Origin of the sequence: Mycobacterium sp. 852002-51163_SCH5372311 (genome assembly GCF_001667115.1) — a bacterium.
Taxonomy (GTDB): domain Bacteria; phylum Actinomycetota; class Actinomycetes; order Mycobacteriales; family Mycobacteriaceae; genus Mycobacterium.
Map to the genome: position 1 here is coordinate 59,605 of NZ_LZIJ01000073.1, position 19,896 is coordinate 79,500.

At 67.8% G+C, this 19,896-nt stretch carries 16 protein-coding genes and 1 tRNA gene; 9 read left to right on the plus strand and 8 right to left on the minus strand.

Going from position 1 to position 19,896, the window contains the following annotated elements:
• Positions 1 to 50 precede the first annotated feature (50 nt).
• Entirely contained in the window at positions 51 to 1,268 is a 1,218-nt protein-coding gene (locus tag A5791_RS08750; RefSeq protein WP_156661088.1) for a DNA polymerase III subunit delta', read from the plus strand.
• A 44-nt stretch (positions 1,269 to 1,312) separates the two neighbouring features.
• A tRNA-Thr gene (locus A5791_RS08755) sits at positions 1,313 to 1,385 on the plus strand.
• Positions 1,386 to 1,469: 84 nt separating this feature from the next.
• Here A5791_RS08755 and A5791_RS08760 read toward each other — a convergent pair.
• On the minus strand, positions 1,470 to 3,602 hold the full coding sequence (locus tag A5791_RS08760) for an alpha/beta hydrolase (protein WP_067234009.1): 2,133 nt from the start codon (positions 3,600 to 3,602) through the stop codon (positions 1,470 to 1,472).
• 49 nt (positions 3,603 to 3,651) lie between these two features.
• Positions 3,652 to 4,737, minus strand: a complete 1,086-nt coding sequence (locus A5791_RS08765; protein ID WP_067234011.1) for a class I SAM-dependent methyltransferase — start codon at positions 4,735 to 4,737, stop codon at positions 3,652 to 3,654.
• 379 nt (positions 4,738 to 5,116) lie between these two features.
• On the opposite strand from A5791_RS08765, the gene A5791_RS08770 reads away from it, so the two are divergent.
• Entirely contained in the window at positions 5,117 to 7,855 is a 2,739-nt protein-coding gene (locus A5791_RS08770) for an AAA family ATPase (protein ID WP_067234013.1), read from the plus strand.
• Here A5791_RS08770 and A5791_RS08775 read toward each other — a convergent pair.
• Positions 7,852 to 9,651, minus strand: coding sequence for a hypothetical protein (locus tag A5791_RS08775; RefSeq protein WP_067234016.1), 1,800 nt, complete (start codon positions 9,649 to 9,651; stop codon positions 7,852 to 7,854). The genes A5791_RS08770 and A5791_RS08775 overlap by 4 nt on opposite strands.
• A 32-nt stretch (positions 9,652 to 9,683) precedes the next feature.
• On the opposite strand from A5791_RS08775, the gene A5791_RS08780 reads away from it, so the two are divergent.
• Positions 9,684 to 10,628 carry an NAD-dependent epimerase/dehydratase family protein gene (locus tag A5791_RS08780; RefSeq protein ID WP_067234018.1) on the plus strand — a complete coding sequence of 315 codons (945 nt, stop codon included), beginning with the start codon at positions 9,684 to 9,686 and terminating at the stop codon, positions 10,626 to 10,628.
• Positions 10,629 to 10,716: 88 nt separating this feature from the next.
• Here the strand turns inward: A5791_RS08780 and A5791_RS08785 are convergent, their stop codons facing one another.
• Genes A5791_RS08785 through A5791_RS08795 form a run of 3 tightly spaced genes read right to left on the minus strand, consistent with a single transcriptional unit; the run spans position 10,717 to position 13,128 of the window.
• Positions 10,717 to 11,064, minus strand: coding sequence for a DUF2304 domain-containing protein (locus A5791_RS08785; RefSeq protein WP_067234020.1), 348 nt, complete (start codon positions 11,062 to 11,064; stop codon positions 10,717 to 10,719).
• A 31-nt stretch (positions 11,065 to 11,095) separates the two neighbouring features.
• On the minus strand, positions 11,096 to 11,797 hold the full coding sequence (locus tag A5791_RS08790; RefSeq protein ID WP_067234022.1) for a glycosyltransferase family 2 protein: 702 nt from the start codon (positions 11,795 to 11,797) through the stop codon (positions 11,096 to 11,098).
• 53 nt (positions 11,798 to 11,850) lie between these two features.
• On the minus strand, positions 11,851 to 13,128 hold the full coding sequence (locus A5791_RS08795) for a hypothetical protein (RefSeq protein ID WP_067234091.1): 1,278 nt from the start codon (positions 13,126 to 13,128) through the stop codon (positions 11,851 to 11,853).
• A gap of 102 nt (positions 13,129 to 13,230) precedes the next feature.
• On the opposite strand from A5791_RS08795, the gene A5791_RS08800 reads away from it, so the two are divergent.
• Entirely contained in the window at positions 13,231 to 14,343 is a 1,113-nt protein-coding gene (locus A5791_RS08800) for a DUF475 domain-containing protein (protein ID WP_067234025.1), read from the plus strand.
• Here the strand turns inward: A5791_RS08800 and A5791_RS08805 are convergent.
• Positions 14,324 to 14,812 (minus strand): inorganic diphosphatase, encoded by a 489-nt coding sequence (locus A5791_RS08805; RefSeq protein WP_067234093.1) that lies wholly within the window; start codon positions 14,810 to 14,812, stop codon positions 14,324 to 14,326. The two genes, A5791_RS08800 and A5791_RS08805, sit on opposite strands and share 20 nt — an antisense overlap.
• A gap of 105 nt (positions 14,813 to 14,917) precedes the next feature.
• On the opposite strand from A5791_RS08805, the gene dacB reads away from it, so the two are divergent.
• The 4 genes from dacB (at position 14,918) to hpt (ending at position 19,101) form a co-directional block, all read left to right on the plus strand.
• Positions 14,918 to 16,300: a D-alanyl-D-alanine carboxypeptidase/D-alanyl-D-alanine-endopeptidase gene (dacB, locus tag A5791_RS08810; RefSeq protein ID WP_067234028.1), complete on the plus strand. Its 1,383-nt coding sequence runs from the start codon at positions 14,918 to 14,920 to the stop codon at positions 16,298 to 16,300.
• Positions 16,297 to 17,352 carry a zinc-dependent metalloprotease gene (locus A5791_RS08815; RefSeq protein ID WP_067234095.1) on the plus strand — a complete coding sequence of 352 codons (1,056 nt, stop codon included), beginning with the start codon at positions 16,297 to 16,299 and terminating at the stop codon, positions 17,350 to 17,352. Before dacB ends, A5791_RS08815 begins: the two co-directional genes overlap by 4 nt.
• Positions 17,331 to 18,299 (plus strand): tRNA lysidine(34) synthetase TilS, encoded by a 969-nt coding sequence (gene tilS, locus A5791_RS08820; protein ID WP_067234030.1) that lies wholly within the window; start codon positions 17,331 to 17,333, stop codon positions 18,297 to 18,299. Before A5791_RS08815 ends, tilS begins: the two co-directional genes overlap by 22 nt.
• 175 nt (positions 18,300 to 18,474) lie before the next feature.
• On the plus strand, positions 18,475 to 19,101 hold the full coding sequence (gene hpt, locus A5791_RS08825) for a hypoxanthine phosphoribosyltransferase (RefSeq protein ID WP_156661094.1): 627 nt from the start codon (positions 18,475 to 18,477) through the stop codon (positions 19,099 to 19,101).
• Between the two features lie 5 nt (positions 19,102 to 19,106).
• Here hpt and A5791_RS08830 read toward each other — a convergent pair whose 3' ends face one another.
• Positions 19,107 to 19,847 carry an SIMPL domain-containing protein gene (locus tag A5791_RS08830; protein ID WP_067234032.1) on the minus strand — a complete coding sequence of 247 codons (741 nt, stop codon included), beginning with the start codon at positions 19,845 to 19,847 and terminating at the stop codon, positions 19,107 to 19,109.
• Positions 19,848 to 19,896 lie beyond the last annotated feature (49 nt).

Here is a 19,896-nt window from a genome sequence, read left to right on the forward strand (position 1 = left end):
AATGGTGGCCGATCGGTATCTGTCATCCGGTCTCACTACTGTTGCCGATGATGTCCGGAGTGTTTACGCGGCTGGTAGGTCAGGAGGCGGTGGAAGCCGAGCTGCTCGCCGCCGCGCGCGCGGCCCGTGGTGATTCGACTCACAGCTCCGCGGGCGACGGGAATCTGACACATGCGTGGCTCATCACCGGCCCGCCGGGGTCGGGGCGCTCGGTCGCGGCGCTGTGCTTCGCGGCTGCGCTGCAATGCACTGGGGATGGGGAGCCCGGATGCGGGCGTTGCCGGGCGTGCACGACGACAATGGCCGGCACCCACGCCGACGTCCGGCGTGTCATACCCGAAGGCCTGTCCATCGGCGTGGACGATATGCGTGCCATCGTGCAGATTGCCTCGCGCCGCCCGACCACCGGGCGCCGGCAGATCGTGGTGATCGAGGACGCCGACCGGTTGACCGAAGGTGCCGCGAACGCACTGCTCAAGGTTGTGGAGGAGCCCCCGCCGTCGACCGTGTTCCTGCTGTGCGCACCCTCGGTCGACCCGGAGGACATCGCGGTCACGCTGCGGTCTCGGTGCAGGCATGTCGCGCTGGTGACGCCGTCGGCCGCGGCGATCGCGCGGGTCCTGGTAGAAAGCGACGGGCTGGACGCCAATACCGCGCACTGGGCGGCGTCGGTGTGCGGTGGCCATGTGGGCCGGGCGCGCCGGCTGGCCACCGACCCTGAGGCGCGTCAGCGACGCGAGCGGGCGCTGGGACTGGTGCGGGACGCCGCCGTGCCGTCACGGGCTTATGCGGCCGCCGAAGAGCTGGTCGCCGCGGCCGAAGCCGAGGCGATAGCCCTGACCGCCGATCGCGCAGAAGCCGAAACCGAGGAACTGCGAACGGCTCTCGGGGCGGGCGGCACCGGAAAGGGCGCCGCGTCAGCGCTGCGCGGTGCCACCGGGGCGATCAAGGATCTCGAGCGACGGCAGAAGTCACGACAGACGCGGGCGTCGCGTGACGCGCTGGATCGGGCGCTGGTGGACTTGGCGACTTACTTCCGGGACGCGTTGGTGATCGCGACTCGGCCTGCCGGGCAAGCCGGCGGCGTGCGGCCCAACCACCCCGATATGGCCGACCGGGTGGCGGCCCTGGGGGCCCACGCCCCGCCGGAACGACTGTTGCGCTGCATCGAAGCGGTGCTGGAATGCCGGGAAGCGCTGGCCGTCAACGTCAAACCCAAGTTCGCGGTCGACGCCATGGTCGCCAGCATCGGCCAGGAACTTGGGTGAGTCAGCCCGCCTGCCGTAGACTCGTGCCGCCCGCGTGAGGGCATGCCGCCTTAGCTCAGTCGGTAGAGCGATTCACTCGTAATGAATAGGTCAGGAGTTCGATTCTCCTAGGCGGCTCTCACTTTTTGTGGGCGTTGGCGATGCGTCCACGGCGTGAAAGTGCGAGTGCGCCACGCCATCAGCGCTGAGTCAACTGACCGCTCAGACCAGCTCGGCGAGCATCGCGGCGGCGCGCGCCGCACCTTCGGTCTCGACCGGCCGGAAGTGCGTCTGGGCGCCCAGTTCGTCGATGATCGCGGCGGCAAGCCGGTCGGGGTCCGACGCGTCCGCGTAGCGCATCGCCCGTCCGGCGCCATAGCGATCAAGTCGATGCCGCACGTGGATGTTCTGCTCGAAGTGGTGTTCCAGCGGCACATAGATGAACGGTGTGCCGGCAGCGGTCAGCTCCATGCAGGTGCTCAGACCACCCTGCACGACGGCCAGATCGCACGCCGCGAGGTAATCGGTGAGATCGGGTACGAACCCGCACACTTGCACGCAGGGGCGCCGCGGGACGGAAGCGGGGTCGATACGCGGTCCGGTGACCACCAGAAAATGCAGTGCGGCTTCCCGTCGCTGCGCGATGGCGGCCACGTCCAGCACCTTGCGCAGCAGGGCCTCGCCCACCGCCGTGCCGCCCACCGTGACGACACACAATCGATCGTCCGGACCGAGCCGCAGCTTGCGGCGGACCGCGGCCCGTTCGGCCGCCGACGCCGGCATCCGCTCCATCACGTAGCCACTGAACTGGAAGTTCTCCTCGGTCCATGCGCGGATCTCCGGCAGCCCCGGCCCGAATTTCTCCGGCACCACGTCGTCGGGGTTACCGACGAACACCGACAAGTCCCGCACCGCCGGAAGGCGCGCCCGATGTTCGAGCATCTCGGCGTTGTAGTCGGCGGTAAGCGCTGCCTCGCGCGGGCCGCCGTCGGGCATCGGCAGCCAGCCGACGAAATCGGTGAGCCAGGCGAACGGGAATTTCTTCAGTCCGGGGTTCTCGTGCAGGAAGTAGTCGACCTCCCAGGCTTCGTCCGCGATCACCAGATCGGGTGCCTCGTCGCGAACGATCTCGCTGAACAACATGAAGTTGGCGACCATGATCTCGTCCATTCGCCGGATCGCCTCGAACGCATGCAGGTCGTGTTCGCCGGCCTCGGCCTCGAGGTGCCGCGATTCGCCGAGCAGATACCGGGCGGCCGGGTGCACACGCTCCCCGGCCATCTCGAGGATTCTGGTCACCGGATGCTGCGTCAGCCAGCTTACGTCGAGATCCGAACGAGCCCTTTGTAATTCGTTGACGATCGCCAAGTCGCGGCGGGCGTGGCCCAGCCCGATCGGCGAGGACAGGTAGAGCACCTGGCGTCGTCGGCGCATCGGGCGGGCCCGGTGTTTCGGTGGTCCGGACGGCGTGGTCACCGACTCGACGAACTCGCGGATCAATGTGTTGATTTGCACCGGTTTTCGTCCCGGCAGGCCGTGGCCACCGCCTTCGAACAACGTCAGCGAGCCGCCGGTGAGCCGCGCCAGCTCTTCGCCCACCTGCCAGCGGCGGACACGATCGTCGGTGCCGTGCACAACGTGCACCGGGCAACGCACCCGGGCCGCAAGCTGTTCCATCGATTCGGCCGGTGGCCCGTCCAGATGAAGGCGGGCGGTGGTGGTGTCGATCAGCGTCTGAGCATCGGTTGTCATCGACCACCGCATGCTGTCTTCGATCTGTTTGGTGGAATGTGGCTCGGAATTGAGCTGGCGGAAAAAGAATTCGCGGAAATCGGCGTCGTCGTGTTGCCAATGCATGCGGTTGTACTTCTGCCAGCCGCGCGGATTTGCCGGCTGCGACAGCCAGCGCTCCAGCTCGCGTGCGGGGTTGGCGACTTTGAAGCCACAAGCCGCGCCGATGGCAAAGATGCCCTGAACGCGTTCGGGGTGGCGGGCCGCGACATGCACGGCCCATGTTGCGCCGCACGAGAATCCAACCAAGACCGCACGATCCGTCGACGTCGCGTCGAGCACGGCGACGGCGTCGGCGGCGAACTCGGTGTCGAGATAGGCCGCGGTGCCGCGCGGTCGACCGGACTGCCCGCAGCCGCGGCCGTCGAACGTGATGACCCGGAAATGCCGGGACAGGAACGGAACCTGCGCCTTCCAGAACCGGGAGTCCACGATCGACCACGTCGGCAACAGCAGCACGGTGACCGGCCCTTCGCCGTAAATGTCGTAGTGCAGCGAAACGCCCTCGCGCACCGCGTTACCCGACGTGTCCGGTGGACGGGCCCGCTGCTGCTCGGCCCTCATCTGCTCATCTTCGCGCGTTCGCCGGACGTCACGCCAGAGTGGCGTCCGGTTAGGGCCGAACCTCGAAGACATTGTTGAACGGAGTTTGGGCAGCCAGCCGGAATCGGCTGAAGCCCGCCGTCGTCACAACGTCCTTGATCCGCGCCGGACCCGCCTGGGTGCCCAACGCGAGTCCCACCGGCTGCGCCAAAGACGACGGTGTGCACAACAGGGTGGAGAACCCGTAGAAGGCCCGCCCGATCGGGTTCAGGTTGTCCTCGACGTGATCGCCGGCCGCCGGTTCGACGATCATCCAGGTGCCGTCGTCGGCGATGACGTCGCGGACGTGGCGTGCGGCCCCGACCGGGTCGCCCATGTCGTGCAGGCAGTCGAACATAGTGACAAGGTCGTACGGGCCGCCGGGGAAGGACTGTGCCCCTACCGCTTCGAAGTCGACGTGCGCCTGCACGCCTAGCTCGGCGGCACGTGCGCGAGCCGTCGTGATCGACTCGGCGTGACCGTCGATCCCAAGGAAGGTTGTCGCCGGAAACGCCTGTGCCATCAGGATTGTCGACGCGCCGTGCCCACAGCCCACATCGGCGACCGTGGCGCCCGCGTTGAGTTTGTCGACCACGCCTTCGAGCGCCGGCAGCCACGCGTTTACCAGGTACGTGGCGTAGGTGGGACGGAAGAACCGCTCGCATCCGAGGTGCACGTCGGCGTTGTGATCGCCCCAGCCGACACCGTCACCCGTGCGGGCGACCTCGATGATTCTGCTTGCGTCGCTGATGGTTCCGTGCGCGGTCTGGAACAGTCCGGTCACGAACGCCGGGCTGCTTTCGTCGGTCAGCGCGACCGCGTGCTCGGCCGGCAGTTGGTAACGCCCGGTAGCGGGGTCGTAGGCCACGAACGATCCCGCCGCTTGGGCGTTGAGCCATTCACGGGCATAGTGCTCGTCGGTTTCGGTGCGTTCGGCGAGCTCGGCCGGGGTGGTGGGGCCGTGCTCCGCGAGGCTGCGGTAGTAGCCGAGGCGATCGCCCATCACCACCAGGGCGCAGTTCAGTGCCGCGCCGGCTTCTTCCACCGCGCGGAACACGAAGGCCATCAGCTTTTCCGGGTCGACCGCCGCCGCCTGAGTGTCATCGATTGCCGTCATGAGTGCTCCTTTGTGTGAGGTGAACTCACAGTCGCACTGCAGGAGGCGCTAGCGAATCCGGTGCCCCACCTAGTCTGTCCGGGTGGTGTGCGGGCGGTTGTCTGTCGGTGATCTGCGCCCGGCTTAACGGCCCCTCTCGCTCTCGAGACTTAATTAAGCCACTGCCACTCTGCCCGGCGTGTCGTGTGTGTGGTTTGAGTGTCGCGGGCGGATCACCGGGTAACGGTGATTCACGGCATCGAACCACCCAGGCATCACGCCCAAAGCCCAGGCTTCACGCCCGGCTTCGCCGCGCTCGCGTTCGTCGCGGGGTTGTTGGGCGGCGACCCGCTGCGCCCGGCTTCGCCGCGCTTGCGTTCGTCGCCGTACGATCTCAGCCATGCTGGTCGGTCGCGAGTCTGAGCAGCGACAACTGGCCGCGTTGCTGGCCGGGGCGCGCGTCCACCAAAGCGGTGTGCTGGTGCTCAGCGGCGAGGCGGGAATCGGCAAGACCGCCCTCCTAGACGACACCGCCGCCCAAGCCGGCGAAATGCGCGTGCTTCGCATCTCGGGCAGCGAACAGGAAGCCGGACTGGGCTTTGCCGGACTACAGCAATTGCTGTCGCCGGCGTTGCCTCTGCTCGGCCGCATCCCCGAGCCGCAGCGTGACGCCCTCGCGGTAGCGCTGATGCTGCGCGACGGCCCGACGCCGGAGCGGTTTGCCGTATGCGTTGGCGCGCTCAGCCTGATCAGCCGTTTCGCGGAGGAGCGCCCGCTGCTGGTATTGGTCGACGATGCGCACCTTCTCGACGTGCCCTCGGCCGAAGCGCTCGTGTTCATCGCGCGCCGGCTGGTGGCCGACCCTATCGCGTTGTTGATATCGATGCGTCCAGAACCCGGTGCGCTGCTTTACAATTCGGGCCTCGCTACCGTGGAGCTCGCCGGGTTGGACCGAGACGCCGCGGCTGTGCTGCTCGCTACGGCCGCGGGTGGGTCACCGGGCGCCGAAATGACCACCAGGCTGCATCAGGTGACCGCGGGCAACCCGCTGGCCCTCATCGAGTTGGCACGCGAGGGTGGTCGTCTCGGTCACGCAGTTCCCGAACTGCCGATGCCGGTTCCCGAGACGGTCGCGCGCACCTTTGCACGTCGGGTGGCCACACTCCCGATCGCGGCACAACGGGTGCTGCTGCTGACTGCCGTCGCGGACGGGGACCTGTCGGTGACCGCGCAGGCCGCGTCCGCCCTGGGCTTCGGCGTAGCCGCCCTTGCCGATGCGGAAAGCGTTGGGCTGCTGCGGCTTCAGGCCGGCAACGCGGAATTCCGGCATCCGCTGGTGCGATCCGCGATATACGCGAGGGCTACACCGGAAGAACGGCGGGCCGCGCATCGTGCGGTCGCGGCCGCATTACCGGAATCGGCGATGGATCGGCGTGCGTGGCACCTCAGCGAAGCATCCCTTGGACCTGACGACGCCGTTGCCGACATGCTGGCGGAATCGGCCGAAGGTGCCCGCGCGCGAGGGGCTTACGGCACTGCCGCGATCGGGCTGGCGCGCAGCGCGGAACTCACATCGGCGCACGAACCACGCGGGATCCGGTTATTCCGGGCCGGCGAGGCGGCGTGGCTCGCGGGGCGCGTCGCAACGGCCGACGAGTTGCTCAGTGCCGCAGACAAATTAGTCACCGAGCCAGCCAGGCTAGCCGAAATCGACAGCATACGAGGCACGCTCGCATTGCGCACCGGCTCGCTGCCCGACGCGAAGGAGGTGCTGACCCGGTCGGCCGAGCGCGCCGCGGCGGCTGATCCGGACGCCGCTGTCCGGCTGCTGGCCGACGCCGTCGGCGCCTGCTTCTACCTGTGTGACGCAGCGGCTGCGACATCGGTCGCCGATCGCATGGAGGGCCTGCTCGACGATTGCCGTTCCGATGTCGCGCGAACCCGGGGACAGATGGCGATCGGAATCGCGCGGGTGTTGGCGGGTAACCAGGGCATGCACTGGATCCGGGTGGCTGTGGAGTCGATGAGCAAGGACCCGCAGCTGTTTGACGACCCTCGTCGACCGGACCTGGCGGTGATCGGGCCACTGTTCCTGCGCGAGTCCCGGGCCGGGCGGGAGCTGGTCGGGCGGGTCGTACAAATGCAGCGGGCGCGGACGGCGCTCGGCGCGCTGCCGAACTTGCTCTTCCACATGGCCCGGGACGATGCCACCACCGATCGCTGGTCTTCCGCGCTCAGCGAATTCGACGAGGGCATCACGCTCGCGAGGGAGACCGGACAGACCACCGATCTCGCGGCTTCGCTGGCGGGTCTGGCATGGCTGCAGGCCAGGATGGGCCGCGCCGCGGACTGCAGGCGCAACTGTGACGAGGCGATGGCGCTGGCGGAGAGCCATCAGATTGTGCTGGCTGAACTTTGGAGCCGGTTCGCACTCGGTGACCTCAGTCTCGCCGTCGGCGACGTCGCCGCTGCCGTGCAGAACTTCAGTGACTTACAGGCCACCATGAGCCGCGTGGGGTTCCACGACGTCGACCTCGCACCCGGACCCGAGCTCACCGAAGCTCAGGTGCGGGTGGGCGACCTGGCCGCCGCTGCCGAAACGGCCGCCGACTACCACCGTCGGGCACAGCAGAAAGGCCAGCCCTGGGCGCTGGCCAGGGCGCACCGCGCCTTGGCCCTGGTTTGCGCGGACGCCGGGAAGCGAAACGTGTTGTTCGAGAGAGCCATTGAGCTCCATCGCGGCAGCCTGGACCTCTACGAGGAGGCCCGGACCCGGCTCGCGTTCGGGGCGTCGCTGCGACGCGACAAGAGCCGGGTCGCGGCGCGCCCGCACCTGCGTCAGGCACTCGAGCAGTTCGGGCGTCTCGGCGCGCGCCCATGGGCGGATCTGGCAGCTTCCGAACTGGACGCGACGGGTGAGCGGGCCCGCCGCGGCGGGGAAGACCAGCTGGCCGCCCTCACCTCGCAGGAGATCCACATCGCGCAGCTACTCGGCGCCGGCCGGACGACGAAAGAGACTGCGGCCGTGCTGTTTCTGAGCCCGAAGACGGTCGAATACCACCTACGGCACATTTATCAGAAGCTGGACATCCGGTCGCGAAGCGAGCTGAGCGCGATCGTCGCGGCTCAACCGAACTAGGCAGGTGCGAGGAATCCCACCGGTCCGGACGCGATACACAGCGAGAGCGCCGTCGTGTTGACTTGCACTGCGATCGCACCGCCGGCACCTGGCAACCGGGCGAAGACTTTGTTGAGTCCCGGACGCACCGGAACTTTCACTTTCGGCCCGTCGGTCAACGACAGCGTGATCGACCCGTTGGTGTTGGCCAGGTAGTTCAGCTCTACGGTCCAATCGGCCGGCAGCAGCGGCCCGTCGAGGATCAGCCACACCGGCGTGTCCGGCTGGACGAAATATCCGCATTGCGGCTGCGGACCGGGCACGATGGTGCGGACCCACGTCACCTGCGCGTCGACCAACCGCCCGGAAGAGTCCAGCATTCGCAGTTTCGTTGTGGCCGTATCGAATTCCGGACGGTCCCGAAGCAGGGCGAACATGTGGCTGGCCAGGTTCTCCGGCCAGACGACCCGCTGCAGCACCATCGGGTCCACTTCCTGGTCCAGCAACGGCGCATCCGAATTCGCCCGCGCGGCAGCCAAACTCGCGCGGGCATTCTCCAGGTAGGGCTTGGCCGGGTTGTCACGCCAGCTGGTCAGAAATGTGGCCGTCGAATACAGGCAGCTGCCGAGGAACAGCACTGCCAAACCCGTCGTGACCATGGTGCGTTTCGCCGAAGCGTCCAGCCAGCGCGACAATGGCCGTTTGGGTGGCCGGTTGGGTGCGGTGAAGGCGACGGCGGCCAGCAGCGCCAGCACCACCACGAGGTCGGGCAGATAGCGCAGCGTCTGGGCCAATTCCAGGGCGGTGAACTGCGACGAACGCATCAGGTAGATGGGCACCTGGCAGGCCACCGCATACCCGGCCGCGGTCAGCCACACCATGCCGATGCGTTGTTTGCGGATCAGCGATACCGCCAGCACCCCAACAAGCACAAGCCAGCCGAGCGTCATCGCCAGCGGCGGGGGAGTGGCCCACGGGGAGGAGGGGGCCCAGCGTTCCCAGTGCCACGGCCCGCCCGCCAGACCCGGCACGATGCCGTGCGTGATCGAACGTCGCAGCAGACCCCAGGTCATGGCCAGATCCGAACTCCACCGCTTCTGATCCACCAGGCTCAGATACAGCGCAATCCAGCCGGCGGTCAGGGCCAGCGACGCCGCCCACAGCCGCCTGCCCGCGCGCCACACCGCTCGCACGACGCCGGTGTCGCCGCGCACGTGCCGCAGCAGTGCCACCATCGCGAAGGCAACGAACGGAATGACGGCGGCCTTCTCGAAGAACAGCAGGCCGCCGAGGTACGCCAGCACGCCCGTCGCCGCATAGCGCTGATTGCCGGTGCGGTCCAGCAGCACCGCGTCGGCGCACACCCAGGCCAGCGCCGCCAACATCGGAAGCGAGTTCAGCGCCGCCGCCCACCAGGCGAAGCCCGGCAGTGCCAGCGGCGTGAACAGTGCGAACGTCAACGGAATCAGCAGCACCGGACGCCAGCCCAGGATCACGTACAACGCGCGCAGCAGCGCCAGCGAGACCAGCAGCTGCAGCACCACCAGACTGAGCGCCGGCCCGGTCCAGTTCAGCGGTGCCAGCCGGATGATCGCGCCGGCGACCAGGAAAGCCGCCGGCATCACATGGCCGTCGTGGTCGTCGAACAGGTACGACGGCGATACCGGGGTCTCGGTGCCGGCCTTGCCGATCAGGATCAGGTCGTCCCAGTAGAAGTAGCCGCCGAACGCCAGGACCGCGCGGATCACCAGTTGAACGGCTATCAGCACGGCAGCGACCAGCGCCACCCGCGGTAGCCGAGTGGTCGCGGTGAGCATGGTTATTTCTTACCGGTCGGTATGGTGGGCCGGTGCGCGCACTGGTCACTGGGGCAGCCGGCTTCATCGGGTCGACGTTGGTCGATCGTCTGCTAGCGGACGGTCACACCGTGGTCGGACTGGACAATTTCGCCACCGGTAGGGCCACCAACCTCGAGCATCTGGCCGACAATCCCGCGCACGTGTTCGTCGAGGCCGACATCGTCTCTGCGGACCTGCAGGCCATTTTCGACGAGCACCGGCCCGAGGTGATTTTTCACCTGGCTGCCCAGATCGACGTCCGGCGTTCGGTGGCCGATCCGCAGTTCGACGGGGAGGTCAACGTCATCGGCACCGTACGCCTGGCCGAGGCGGCACGAAGCACAGGCGTCCGCAAGGTCGTGCACACCTCGTCAGGAGGATCCATCTACGGCACGCCGACGCAGTTTCCGACCAGCGAGGCAATGCCCACCGATCCGGCGTCGCCGTACGCCGCAGGCAAAGTGGCGGGCGAGATCTACCTGAACACCTTCCGGCATCTGTATGGACTGGACTGCTCGCATATCGCGCCGGCCAACGTTTACGGCCCGCGGCAGGATCCGCACGGCGAGGCCGGCGTGGTGGCGATCTTCGCGCAGGCGCTGCTGTCGGGTAAGCCCACCAAGGTGTTCGGTGACGGCACCAACACCCGGGACTATGTGTTTGTCGACGACGTGGTGGACGCGTTCGTGAAGGCCTCCGGCGACGCGGGCGGCGGGCAGCGCTTCAACATCGGCACCGGCATAGAGACCTCCGACCGCGAGCTGCACACTGTGGTGGCCGCGGCCGTCGGGGGGCCCGACGATCCGGAGTTCTACCCGCCGCGGCTGGGTGACCTGAGGCGCTCCTGCCTGGACATCGGGTTAGCCGAACGGGTATTGGGCTGGCGACCGCAGGTGGAGCTAGACGAAGGGGTACGCCGCACGGTCGAGTACTTCCGGCGGTTGCACACCGGGTAGCGCCAGACGCCGAGATCGACGTTAGCGTGACGTCCGCCTCGCCCTTTTCCGCGTCAGCGTCGATCTCGCGGACCCGGCTCTCTAGGAGCTACGTCTGCTCGGCCACAGGTTCTTGCGCGCCCTCGAGTGCGACGGCACGCGCGAGCCGGGCGTAGCGCAGCTCCAGGTCCTTGAACCGCATGTAAGTGCTCAGCGTGGTGAAGCTGAAAGCCATCACCAGCGCATAGAGCATCAAGTCGGTGCCGCGACGTACCCCGAACCAGTTCGCGACCACGGTGGTGTCGTCCGGCCGCAGCACGGCATAGATCCCGGCCAGCACGAACAACACGTAGCCGACCTTCACCCAGGCGCGGGACCGCGCATTACGCCGCGACCGCAGCAGGTACACCAGCAGGGCGACGATCGATCCGATCAACAGCACCTGGATCCAGTTCATCTCCCGGTCCTTCTCATCTTTCGGTCTTTTTTCATCGGGGCATCCTCCCGCGCAGGAAACCGTCGAAAATGATGTTCACGCCGTTGAGCAGGGGCTGGCCCTTCGACTTCGAGTAATCGGTGTACAACACTTCAACCGGTTCCTCAACCACCCGCCAGTTGTTTTCGGCGATCAGCATGACGAACTCGTTGGCGTGGCTCATGCCGCTCATCGTGATGTCCAGCCCGTCGGCCACCTTCTTGTTGAACACTCGCAGTCCGTTGTTGGTGTCGGTGAGGCCGAGCCGGCGACCGCGTCGGCTCAACCGCGCCGCGGTTCGCAGCACGATCCGCTTCAAGAACGGCGGCCGGCCGGCCTCGGAGCCGCCGAATCGGGTTCCGATGACGATGTCGACGTCGCTGGATGTCAGCCGCTCCACCATGGCCGCCAGGTCCTTGACGCGGTGCTGGCCGTCGGCGTCGAACGTGGCGAACACCCGCGCACCCGGTTGCTTGCGCGCGTACTCCACGCCGGTCTGGATGGCCGCGCCCTGGCCGACGTTGATCGGATGACGTACCAAGTGGGCCCCGGCGCGCATGGCGATGTCGCCGGTGCCGTCGGTGCTGCCGTCGTCCACGCAGACGACGTGGTCGAACACCGAGCGCAGGTCGGCGATCACCTCGCCGATGACCGCGGCTTCGTTGAATGCGGGAACGACTACCCAGACGTCGGGGTAACGCGCGTCAAATCCCATTCAGGTCCATCCAAGCCATTTATGCCCACAAGGTACACGCCGCTACGGCGGTTTCAGCGGGTTACACGTGCGACGCGCGCAAGTGCCAGCAGGTGGACACCGATTCCCACCAGCGGGCCACACAGCAGGCCGACGACGGTGCGGGTTTCCAGCGGCAGCGGCAACAGCAGCAACATACCCGAGGCCACCGTCGCGCCGACCCAGCCCAGCGAATAGGCGCGATGCAGGGCGGCGGCCACCGCGGCGGCGCCGGTCAGCGTCAGCATCGCGATCGCGACAGCGGCTGCGGTCAGCCACGCCAGCAACGAGCTGCTGGCCAGGTACTGCGGCCCGAAGGCGACGCGCAGCACCCACGGGCCGACCACGCCGGCGGCCAGCACCCCGAACGCGCCGATGCCCCCGATGATCGCCGCCGGCGCGATCAGCGCCCGAATCCGGTGGGTGCGCTCGTCGACGAAATGCGCGATCAGGTTGCCCTGCATGGCCGTCAGCGGCACCAGCAGCGGCGCGCGGGTCAACGTGACGGCCAGGATGACGACGCCGCCCGCGGCCCCCAGCTCGTCGCTGGTCAGCTTCAGCAGCACCGGAAACCCCATCACCAGAATGGCGCTGGCACCGGCCGCGGTTATCGAATGGGCGGCCCCGCGCAGGAATGTGGCGGTGGTGCCGGGGGTGAGTAGGTGCGCCGCGGCGCGCGTCGACGGCGAGGCCACCAGCGTGAGCAGCCACGCCACCGCGCCGGCGACGGTAGCCCACAAAAACCCGGTCAGTGCCCACCCGATGACGAATGTTGCCGCGGCGACGCTTACCCGGATCACGGCGTCGGTGACCATCAGCGCCCCGTACTGCGTCCACCGGTTGGTGCCGGCCAGCATGCCCAGCAACGTGGCGTGCACGCAAAACCCGGCCAACCCGACACTGAGCAGCGCCACCGACAACCAGCGCTCCTCGACGAAGACCCGCCCGCTCCACAGCGGCGAACTGCCGCCGATCACCACGGCCGCCGCGGCTCCGACCAGCGCCGCGATCCGCAGCGGATGAGCCCGTGGCCGATCGGGATCCGGCAAGGCATCCAGGTAGAGCGTCGACCGAACCTCGCGTGTGGTTTCTTGCAGCAGCCCGTTGGCCGCGCCGGTGACCAGCCCGAATGCCCCCCAGAAAACGCCGAAAACCGAGAAGCCACCAGGAGCCAGATCGCGGGCGGCCAGGTAGATCACCGCATAGCCGCACAACGCGGTCAGGGCGGTTGCCACGCCCACCCGCGCCACGCTGGCGCGCGCGATCGGCCCAGCGGCTGCCGCGGAGGCTTGGGTACCGCCGACTTCGGGCATCGCCACAAAACGAAAATACTTAAGTGCGCAAACCGCCGGCCCGCCGCACGAAGCGAAACGGTAATTCGGCATCGCTATCCTGAGTGGCTGTCGGAAGGATCCATGACCACATTCCGCACGTTCGCCATCTCGATCCTCTTCACCGCGCTGGCGCTTGCCGCCGGGTTTTGGCACGGCGGGCTCAATGCACTGTTTCTGCTGGTGGTACTGGCGGCCCTCGAGGTGTCGCTGTCGTTCGACAACGCCATCATCAACGCCGAAATCCTGCGCCGGATGAGCCCGTTCTGGCAGCAGATGTTCCTGACGATCGGGATCGTCATCGCCGTCTTCGGCATGCGGCTGCTGTTCCCGTTGGCAATTGTCTGGGTGACCGCGGGCCTCGATCCGGTTCGGGCGATGAAGTTGGCGCTCAACCCCCCGCCGAGCGGCGCGCTCGAATTTCCGGACGGCTCGCCCAGCTACGAGAAGCTGCTCCTGGCGGCCCACCCGCAGATCGCAGCATTCGGCGGCATGTTCCTGCTGATGCTGTTCCTGGATTTCATCTTTCACGACCGAGACATCAAGTGGCTCAAGTGGATTGAGATTCCGTTCGCCCGCATCGGGCGGGTCGGCCGGTTGTCGGTGGTGGTGGCCGGGGTGGCGCTGGTCCTGGTCGGCACACAGTTGACCCACTCCAGCGAAGAGCGTGCGACGGTGCTGACGGCCGGCCTGCTGGGCATGATGACCTATCTGGTCGTCAACGCGTTGAGCCGGGCGTTTCGGCCGGCCAACGTCGACCTCAAAGCCGACGAAGACTCGGCTCCGGCGGTCGGCAAGGCCGGGCTCGCGTTGTTCCTCTACCTGGAAGTCCTGGACGCCGCCTTCTCGTTCGACGGCGTCACCGGTGCCTTTGCGATCACGTCGGACCCGATCATCATTGCGCTCGGTCTGGGATTGGTCGGCTCGCTCTTCGTCCGGTCGATCACCATCTACCTGGTCCGTCAGGAGACGCTGGAGCGGTATGTCTACCTCGAACACGGGGCGCACTGGGCGATCGGCGCGTTGGCCGCGATCATGCTGATCTCCATCGAGCAGCGGATCCACATTCCCGAGGTGTTCACCGCCTCGGTGGGCGTGGTATTCATCACGGCGGCCGTCACCTGGAGCGTGCGGCGCAATCGACGGCAGGCGCGGGCCCAGGCGGACGCCGAGCTGGTCAGTGCCCGCCGGCCTTGAACCGCTCGACCGAGCGCTGCACCTCGGCCTCGGCCTCCTCGCGGCCCACCCAGTCGGCTCCCTTGACGAACTTGCCCGGTTCCAGGTCCTTGTAGTGCACGAAGAAGTGCTTGATGGAGTCCAGCTCGAAGGCCGGAACATTCTCGATGTCCTGGATGTGATCCCAGCGGTGGTCGCCCGCCGGAACGCAGAGCACCTTGTCGTCGCCGCCGGCCTCGTCGACCATCCGGAACATCCCCACCGGACGTGCCTCCACCAGCACCCCGGGGAACACCGGCTGCGGCAGTAGCACCAACGCATCCAGCGGGTCGCCATCCTCGCCGAGGGTGTCCTCGATGAAGCCGTAGTCGGTGGGGTACGCCATCGGGGTGTATAGGTAGCGGTCCAGACGCACCCGGCCGGTCTCGTGATCGACCTCGTACTTGTTGCGCTGGCCTTTCGGAATTTCGATGGTCACGTCGAATTGCACCGGCACGGCTCCTCGGATGGGTAGTTCAAGTGGTGTGGCGCGTCCACCCTAGTCGAGCACGTGGCTGCTGGTTCGGCAGAATGGGACCAGACAGTCAGGAGAGTGATGGGTCCTACTCGCTGGCGGAAATCCACCTACGCGATCGTCACGGTGGCCGTGCTGGTGTTCGTCGCCGCCGTGGTGGCGGCGGCGGCCTATTTCACCACTGGTGCCGTGACCAGTGGTGCGCATGCGACGGTGCCGCCACCACGGCCGCCGACGGTCAAACCGGGCATGAATCCGGTGCCCGACACCGCCCCGGTCCCGAATCCGGCCGCGCTCGCGGCCGCGTTGGCGCCTATCGCGGCCGACCCCAACCTGGGCACGCTGGGCGGACGTATCACCGACGCGATGACCGCCAAGGAGCTCTGGCAGGCGGCGGCGGACGTCCCGCTGGTGCCCGCGTCGACCAACAAGGTCCTGACCGCCGCGGCGGCCCTGCTCACCCTGGACCGTGAAGCCCGCATCAGCACCCGGGTGGTCGCCGGCAGCCAGAACGCGCAGGGCCCAGTGGTGCTGGTGGGCGCCGGCGACCCGGTGTTGTCGGCCGCGCCCCCCGGTGTCGACAGCTGGTACCGCGGGGCGGCGCGGATCAGCGACCTCGTCGAGCAGATCCGTCGCAGCGGCATGACTCCGACGTCGGTCCAGGTGGACACCCACGCGTTCAGCGGTCCGACCATGGCGCCGGGCTGGGACCCCGCCGACGTGGACAACGGCGATATCGCGCCCATCGAGGCGGTGATGATCGACGCCGGACGCATCCAGCCGACGACGGTCAACTCACGCCGGTCGAAGACCCCTGCCCTGGATGCCGGACGCGAATTGGCCAAGGCACTCGGCCTGGATCCCAACGCAGTCAGCCTCGCCACGGCACCGACCGGCGCGCGGCAGCTCGCCGTGGTGCAGTCGGCGCCGTTGATCCAGCGGCTGTCGCAGATGATGGACCACTCCGACAACGTGATGGCCGAATGCATCGGGCGCGAGGTGGCGGCCGCCATCAACCGGCCGCAGAGCTTCACCGGCGCGGTCGATGCGGTGACCAACCGGTTGAGCAGCGCGCACGTCGACACCGGCGCCCTCGCCCTGGCCGATTCCAGCGGATTGTCGGTTAACGACAGGTTGACGGCTAAGACACTCGACGGTGTGGTTCAGGCGGCGGCGGGGCCGGACCAGCCGTCATTGCGGGCGCTGCTGGACCTGCTGCCCATCGCCGGCGGTAGCGGCACGCTGTCCGACCGCTTTCTCGACCAGGCCACCAACCTCGGACCGGCCGGCTGGCTACGGGCCAAGACCGGATCGCTGACCGCCATCAACGCGCTGGTCGGCGTGCTCACCGACAGCAGCGGCCGGGTACTGACCTTCGCGTTCATCTCCAACGGCGCAGGCCCCAACGGCCGCAACGTGATGGACGCCCTGGCTACCAAGCTGTGGACATGTGGGTGCGCGTGACCCCATCCTCTGAACTGACCCTCGGTACCGCTGTCGACTGGCGATTCGCCGCCACCGTCGGCCAGCGGCTTGCCCGGCCGGGGCCGCCGTCCACCGAGTACACCCGCCGCCAGGTCATCGACGAGCTGACGAGTTCGGCCGCCAAGGCCGAACCGCCGGTGCGCGACGTCACCGGCCTGATCACCGACGGTGTGGTCCCGCCGGCCCGCGTGGTGGATCGGTCGGAGTGGGTGGGCGCGGCGGCCGAATCGATGCGGGTGATGACGAACGGAACAGACAAGCCCCGCGGGTTCTGGACCGGCCGGGTCACCGGTGCGCAGACGGGCGCGGTGCTGGCGTTCGTGTCCTCCGGGATTCTGGGTCAGTACGACCCGTTCGCGGGGGCCGAAAAAGGCTGCCTGCTGCTGGTCTATCCCAACGTCATCGCCGTCGAGCGTCAGCTTCGCGTGGAGCCTTCCGACTTCCGGTTGTGGGTGTGCCTGCACGAGGTGACCCACCGGGTGCAGTTCACCGCCAACCCGTGGTTGGCCGGTTACATGTCGCAGGCGCTGGGCATGGTGACGCAGGACGCCGGCGAGGACCTCGGGCAGGTGGTGAGCCGGCTGGCCGAGTTCGTCCGCAACCGCGGTCCCGGGTCTTCGGGGGACGCCGACGGCAGTCCGTCGGGGATTCTCGGCCTGGTGCGGGCGGTGCAGTCCGAGCCGCAGCGCAAGGCCCTGGATCAGCTCCTGGTGCTGGGCACGCTGCTGGAAGGTCACGCCGAACACGTGATGGACGCCGTCGGGCCAATGGTGGTGCCTTCGGTGGCCACCATCCGGCGCCGGTTCGACGAGCGCCGCCAGCGCAGGCAGCCACCGCTGCAGCGGGTCGTGCGCGCACTGCTGGGCATCGACGCCAAGCTCAGCCAGTACACCCGAGGCAAGGTGTTCGTCGACCAGGTAGTGGACCGGGTCGGAATGGAGCGGTTCAACGCGATCTGGTCGAGCCCCGACACGCTGCCATTGCCGGCCGAGATCGAAGAGCCGCAACGATGGATCGACAGGGTGCTGTAGGGCAGCTGCGCGCGGCTGTCGAAGCGTTCACTCGGACCTACCTGGCCAATGAGGACCCGTGGTGCGTGGCGCTGTCCGGCGGGCCGGACTCGTTGGCGCTGACCGCGGTCGCCGCGCAGCTGCGACCCACCACCGCGGTCGTCGTGGACCACGGCCTGCAGCCCGATTCCGCCGCGGTCGCAGAAACCGCCCGATCGCAGGCGGTGGCATTGGGATGTGGTGCGGCTCAGGTGGTTTGCGTTCAGGTGGATAACCCCTCGGGTCGTGGTGGTCCCGAGGCGGCGGCCCGTGCCGCCCGCTACGCCGCGCTGAACGCGTGGCGCGGCGGGCCCGTGTTACTGGCCCACACCCTCGACGATCAAGCCGAGACCGTGCTGCTGGGCCTGGGCCGAGGATCGGGAGCGCGCTCGATCGCGGGGATGCGCCCGTACGATCCGCCGTGGTGCCGGCCGTTGCTTGGGGTGCGGCGCAGCGTCACCCACGCGGCATGCCAGGAGCTCGGTCTGACCGCATGGCATGACCCGCACAACACCGATCGCCGCTTCACCCGAAGCCGGCTGCGCCACGAAGTGCTGCCGTTGCTGGAAGACGTGCTGGGGGGCGGTGTCGCCGAGGCGTTGGCGCGCACCGCGACGTCGCTGCGCGAGGACACCGAACTGATCGACGCGCTGGCCGCCCAGGCGCTTCCCGACGTCAGGGCCGGGTCCGGGCTGCATGCCCAGACTTTGGCAGCGCTGCCCGATCCGGTGCGACGACGGGTGATCCGTGGCTGGCTGCTGGCCGGTGGCGCGAGTGGCCTGACCGACAAGCAGATCCGTGGGGTGGACGCGCTGGTGACCGCCTGGCGCGGTCAGGGTGGGGTCGCCGTCGGCTCCCCGTTGCGCGGCCAGCGATTGATCGCCGGGCGGCAAGACGGCGTCCTGACATTGCGGCGCGAGCCCGTGTAGACGACGCGGCTGGGCCGCGCCGAGACTGCGGTGAGGGCTTCCGAATTCGCGAAACCATAGCCCTGGGTTCAGGCTCGCCGCCGTGAGCGCAGATTCGGACCGGCGCGACATCGTCGAAACGTCATTGGTCAGCCTCCGACCATATCGGGAGGCTGACCAGTTGGTTGTTCGCCGGATGGCGTGGCACTCTGTGGTCGTGGCCCAGAGCTCCTCGGCGATCACGCCCGGACAAGCCCCGGAGCTGTACCCGGGAGATATCAAGTCCGTGCTGCTCACCGAGGAGCAGATTCAGGCCCGCATCGCCGAGCTCGGCGCCCAGATCGGCAACGATTACCGCGGCCTCGTCGCCGAGACCGGCCAAGATCTGCTGCTGATCACTGTGCTGAAGGGCGCGGTGATCTTCGTCACCGACCTCGCCCGGGCGATTCCGCTGCCCACCCAATTCGAATTCATGGCCGTCAGCTCTTACGGATCATCGACATCCTCGTCGGGTGTGGTGCGGATTCTCAAAGACCTAGACCGGGATATCAACGATCGCGACGTGCTGATCGTCGAGGACGTCGTCGACTCAGGCCTGACCTTGTCCTGGCTGTTGCGCAATCTGACCACCCGGCATCCGCGTTCGTTGCAGGTGTGCACGCTGCTGCGCAAGCCCGACGCGGTGGGCGCCAACGTCGACATCACATACGTGGGCTTCGACATCCCCAACGACTTCGTGGTGGGCTACGGCCTCGATTACGACGAGCGCTACCGCGACCTGTCGTACATCGGGACGCTGGACCCCCGCGTCTACGAGCAGTAGTCCGGTTAGCCCAGCTCCCAGACTGCAGTCACCGTGAAGTTGACCGTCTGCTGCCCGGGTTCCAGCGGAACCGCGGCCATGCCGCGTGGCGGCGCCGGCGGTGCACCGGTGACCGGCGCGGCGCCGGTTCCCTCGGAGATCGACAGCACCCTGCCCAGTCGCAATCCCGACAGCTGCGCGTACTGCTCCGCCCGGTTCTTGGCGTCCTGGAATGCGCGCGCACGCGCGTCCTTCACCAGTTGCGAGTCGTCGGCGATCGAGTAGCTGACGGAGCCGATGCGGGTGGCGTCGCCGCCGGTGCTGACGATCAGGTCCAGCAACTTGGAGGCGGCACCGGTCGGGTGGATCTTCACCTCGATCCCGTTGCTGGCGCGGTAACCGGTGATCGTTGTGGTGCCCGACGGGCCGTTGTACTGGGGCTGCAGGCTGACCTGCGTGGTACGGATGTCCTTGCGGTCCAGCCCGGCGCCCACCAGCGCATTGATCACTGCTTGTTGACGCTCATTGGTGTGGTTCATCGCGCTGGTGACATCGGGCGCAGTGAACTCGATGGCGACATCAGCGGTCAACGTGTCCGGAACACCCTGGACCTTTCCCGACCCGAAGACGGTCACCTGACGCGGATTCGCCCCCGGCGCTTTCGCAGTGTGGGAGTCGCAGCCCGACAACGCTGCGAATGCCAACCCGGCGGCGATCAAACCAATGCATCTGCGGACAAGCCGGTGTGAGCTCGGTGCGGTCGGCATGCCTGGCACCCTAACGCCGCACTGCTGCCGGGGCCCACGCCTGTCGGAA

Coding starts and splice junctions, on each gene's coding strand:
- A5791_RS08750 (WP_156661088.1), top strand. CDS start 51: ATGTCCGGAGTGTTTACGCGGCTGGTAGGTCAGGAGGCGGTGGAAGCC.
- A5791_RS08760 (WP_067234009.1), bottom strand. CDS start 3,602: ATGAGGGCCGAGCAGCAGCGGGCCCGTCCACCGGACACGTCGGGTAAC.
- A5791_RS08765 (WP_067234011.1), bottom strand. CDS start 4,737: ATGACGGCAATCGATGACACTCAGGCGGCGGCGGTCGACCCGGAAAAG.
- A5791_RS08770 (WP_067234013.1), top strand. CDS start 5,117: ATGCTGGTCGGTCGCGAGTCTGAGCAGCGACAACTGGCCGCGTTGCTG.
- A5791_RS08775 (WP_067234016.1), bottom strand. CDS start 9,651: ATGCTCACCGCGACCACTCGGCTACCGCGGGTGGCGCTGGTCGCTGCC.
- A5791_RS08785 (WP_067234020.1), bottom strand. CDS start 11,064: ATGAACTGGATCCAGGTGCTGTTGATCGGATCGATCGTCGCCCTGCTG.
- A5791_RS08790 (WP_067234022.1), bottom strand. CDS start 11,797: ATGGGATTTGACGCGCGTTACCCCGACGTCTGGGTAGTCGTTCCCGCA.
- A5791_RS08795 (WP_067234091.1), bottom strand. CDS start 13,128: ATGCCCGAAGTCGGCGGTACCCAAGCCTCCGCGGCAGCCGCTGGGCCG.
- A5791_RS08800 (WP_067234025.1), top strand. CDS start 13,231: ATGACCACATTCCGCACGTTCGCCATCTCGATCCTCTTCACCGCGCTG.
- dacB (WP_067234028.1), top strand. CDS start 14,918: ATGGGTCCTACTCGCTGGCGGAAATCCACCTACGCGATCGTCACGGTG.
- tilS (WP_067234030.1), top strand. CDS start 17,331: ATGGATCGACAGGGTGCTGTAGGGCAGCTGCGCGCGGCTGTCGAAGCG.
- hpt (WP_156661094.1), top strand. CDS start 18,475: ATGGCGTGGCACTCTGTGGTCGTGGCCCAGAGCTCCTCGGCGATCACG.
- A5791_RS08830 (WP_067234032.1), bottom strand. CDS start 19,847: ATGCCGACCGCACCGAGCTCACACCGGCTTGTCCGCAGATGCATTGGT.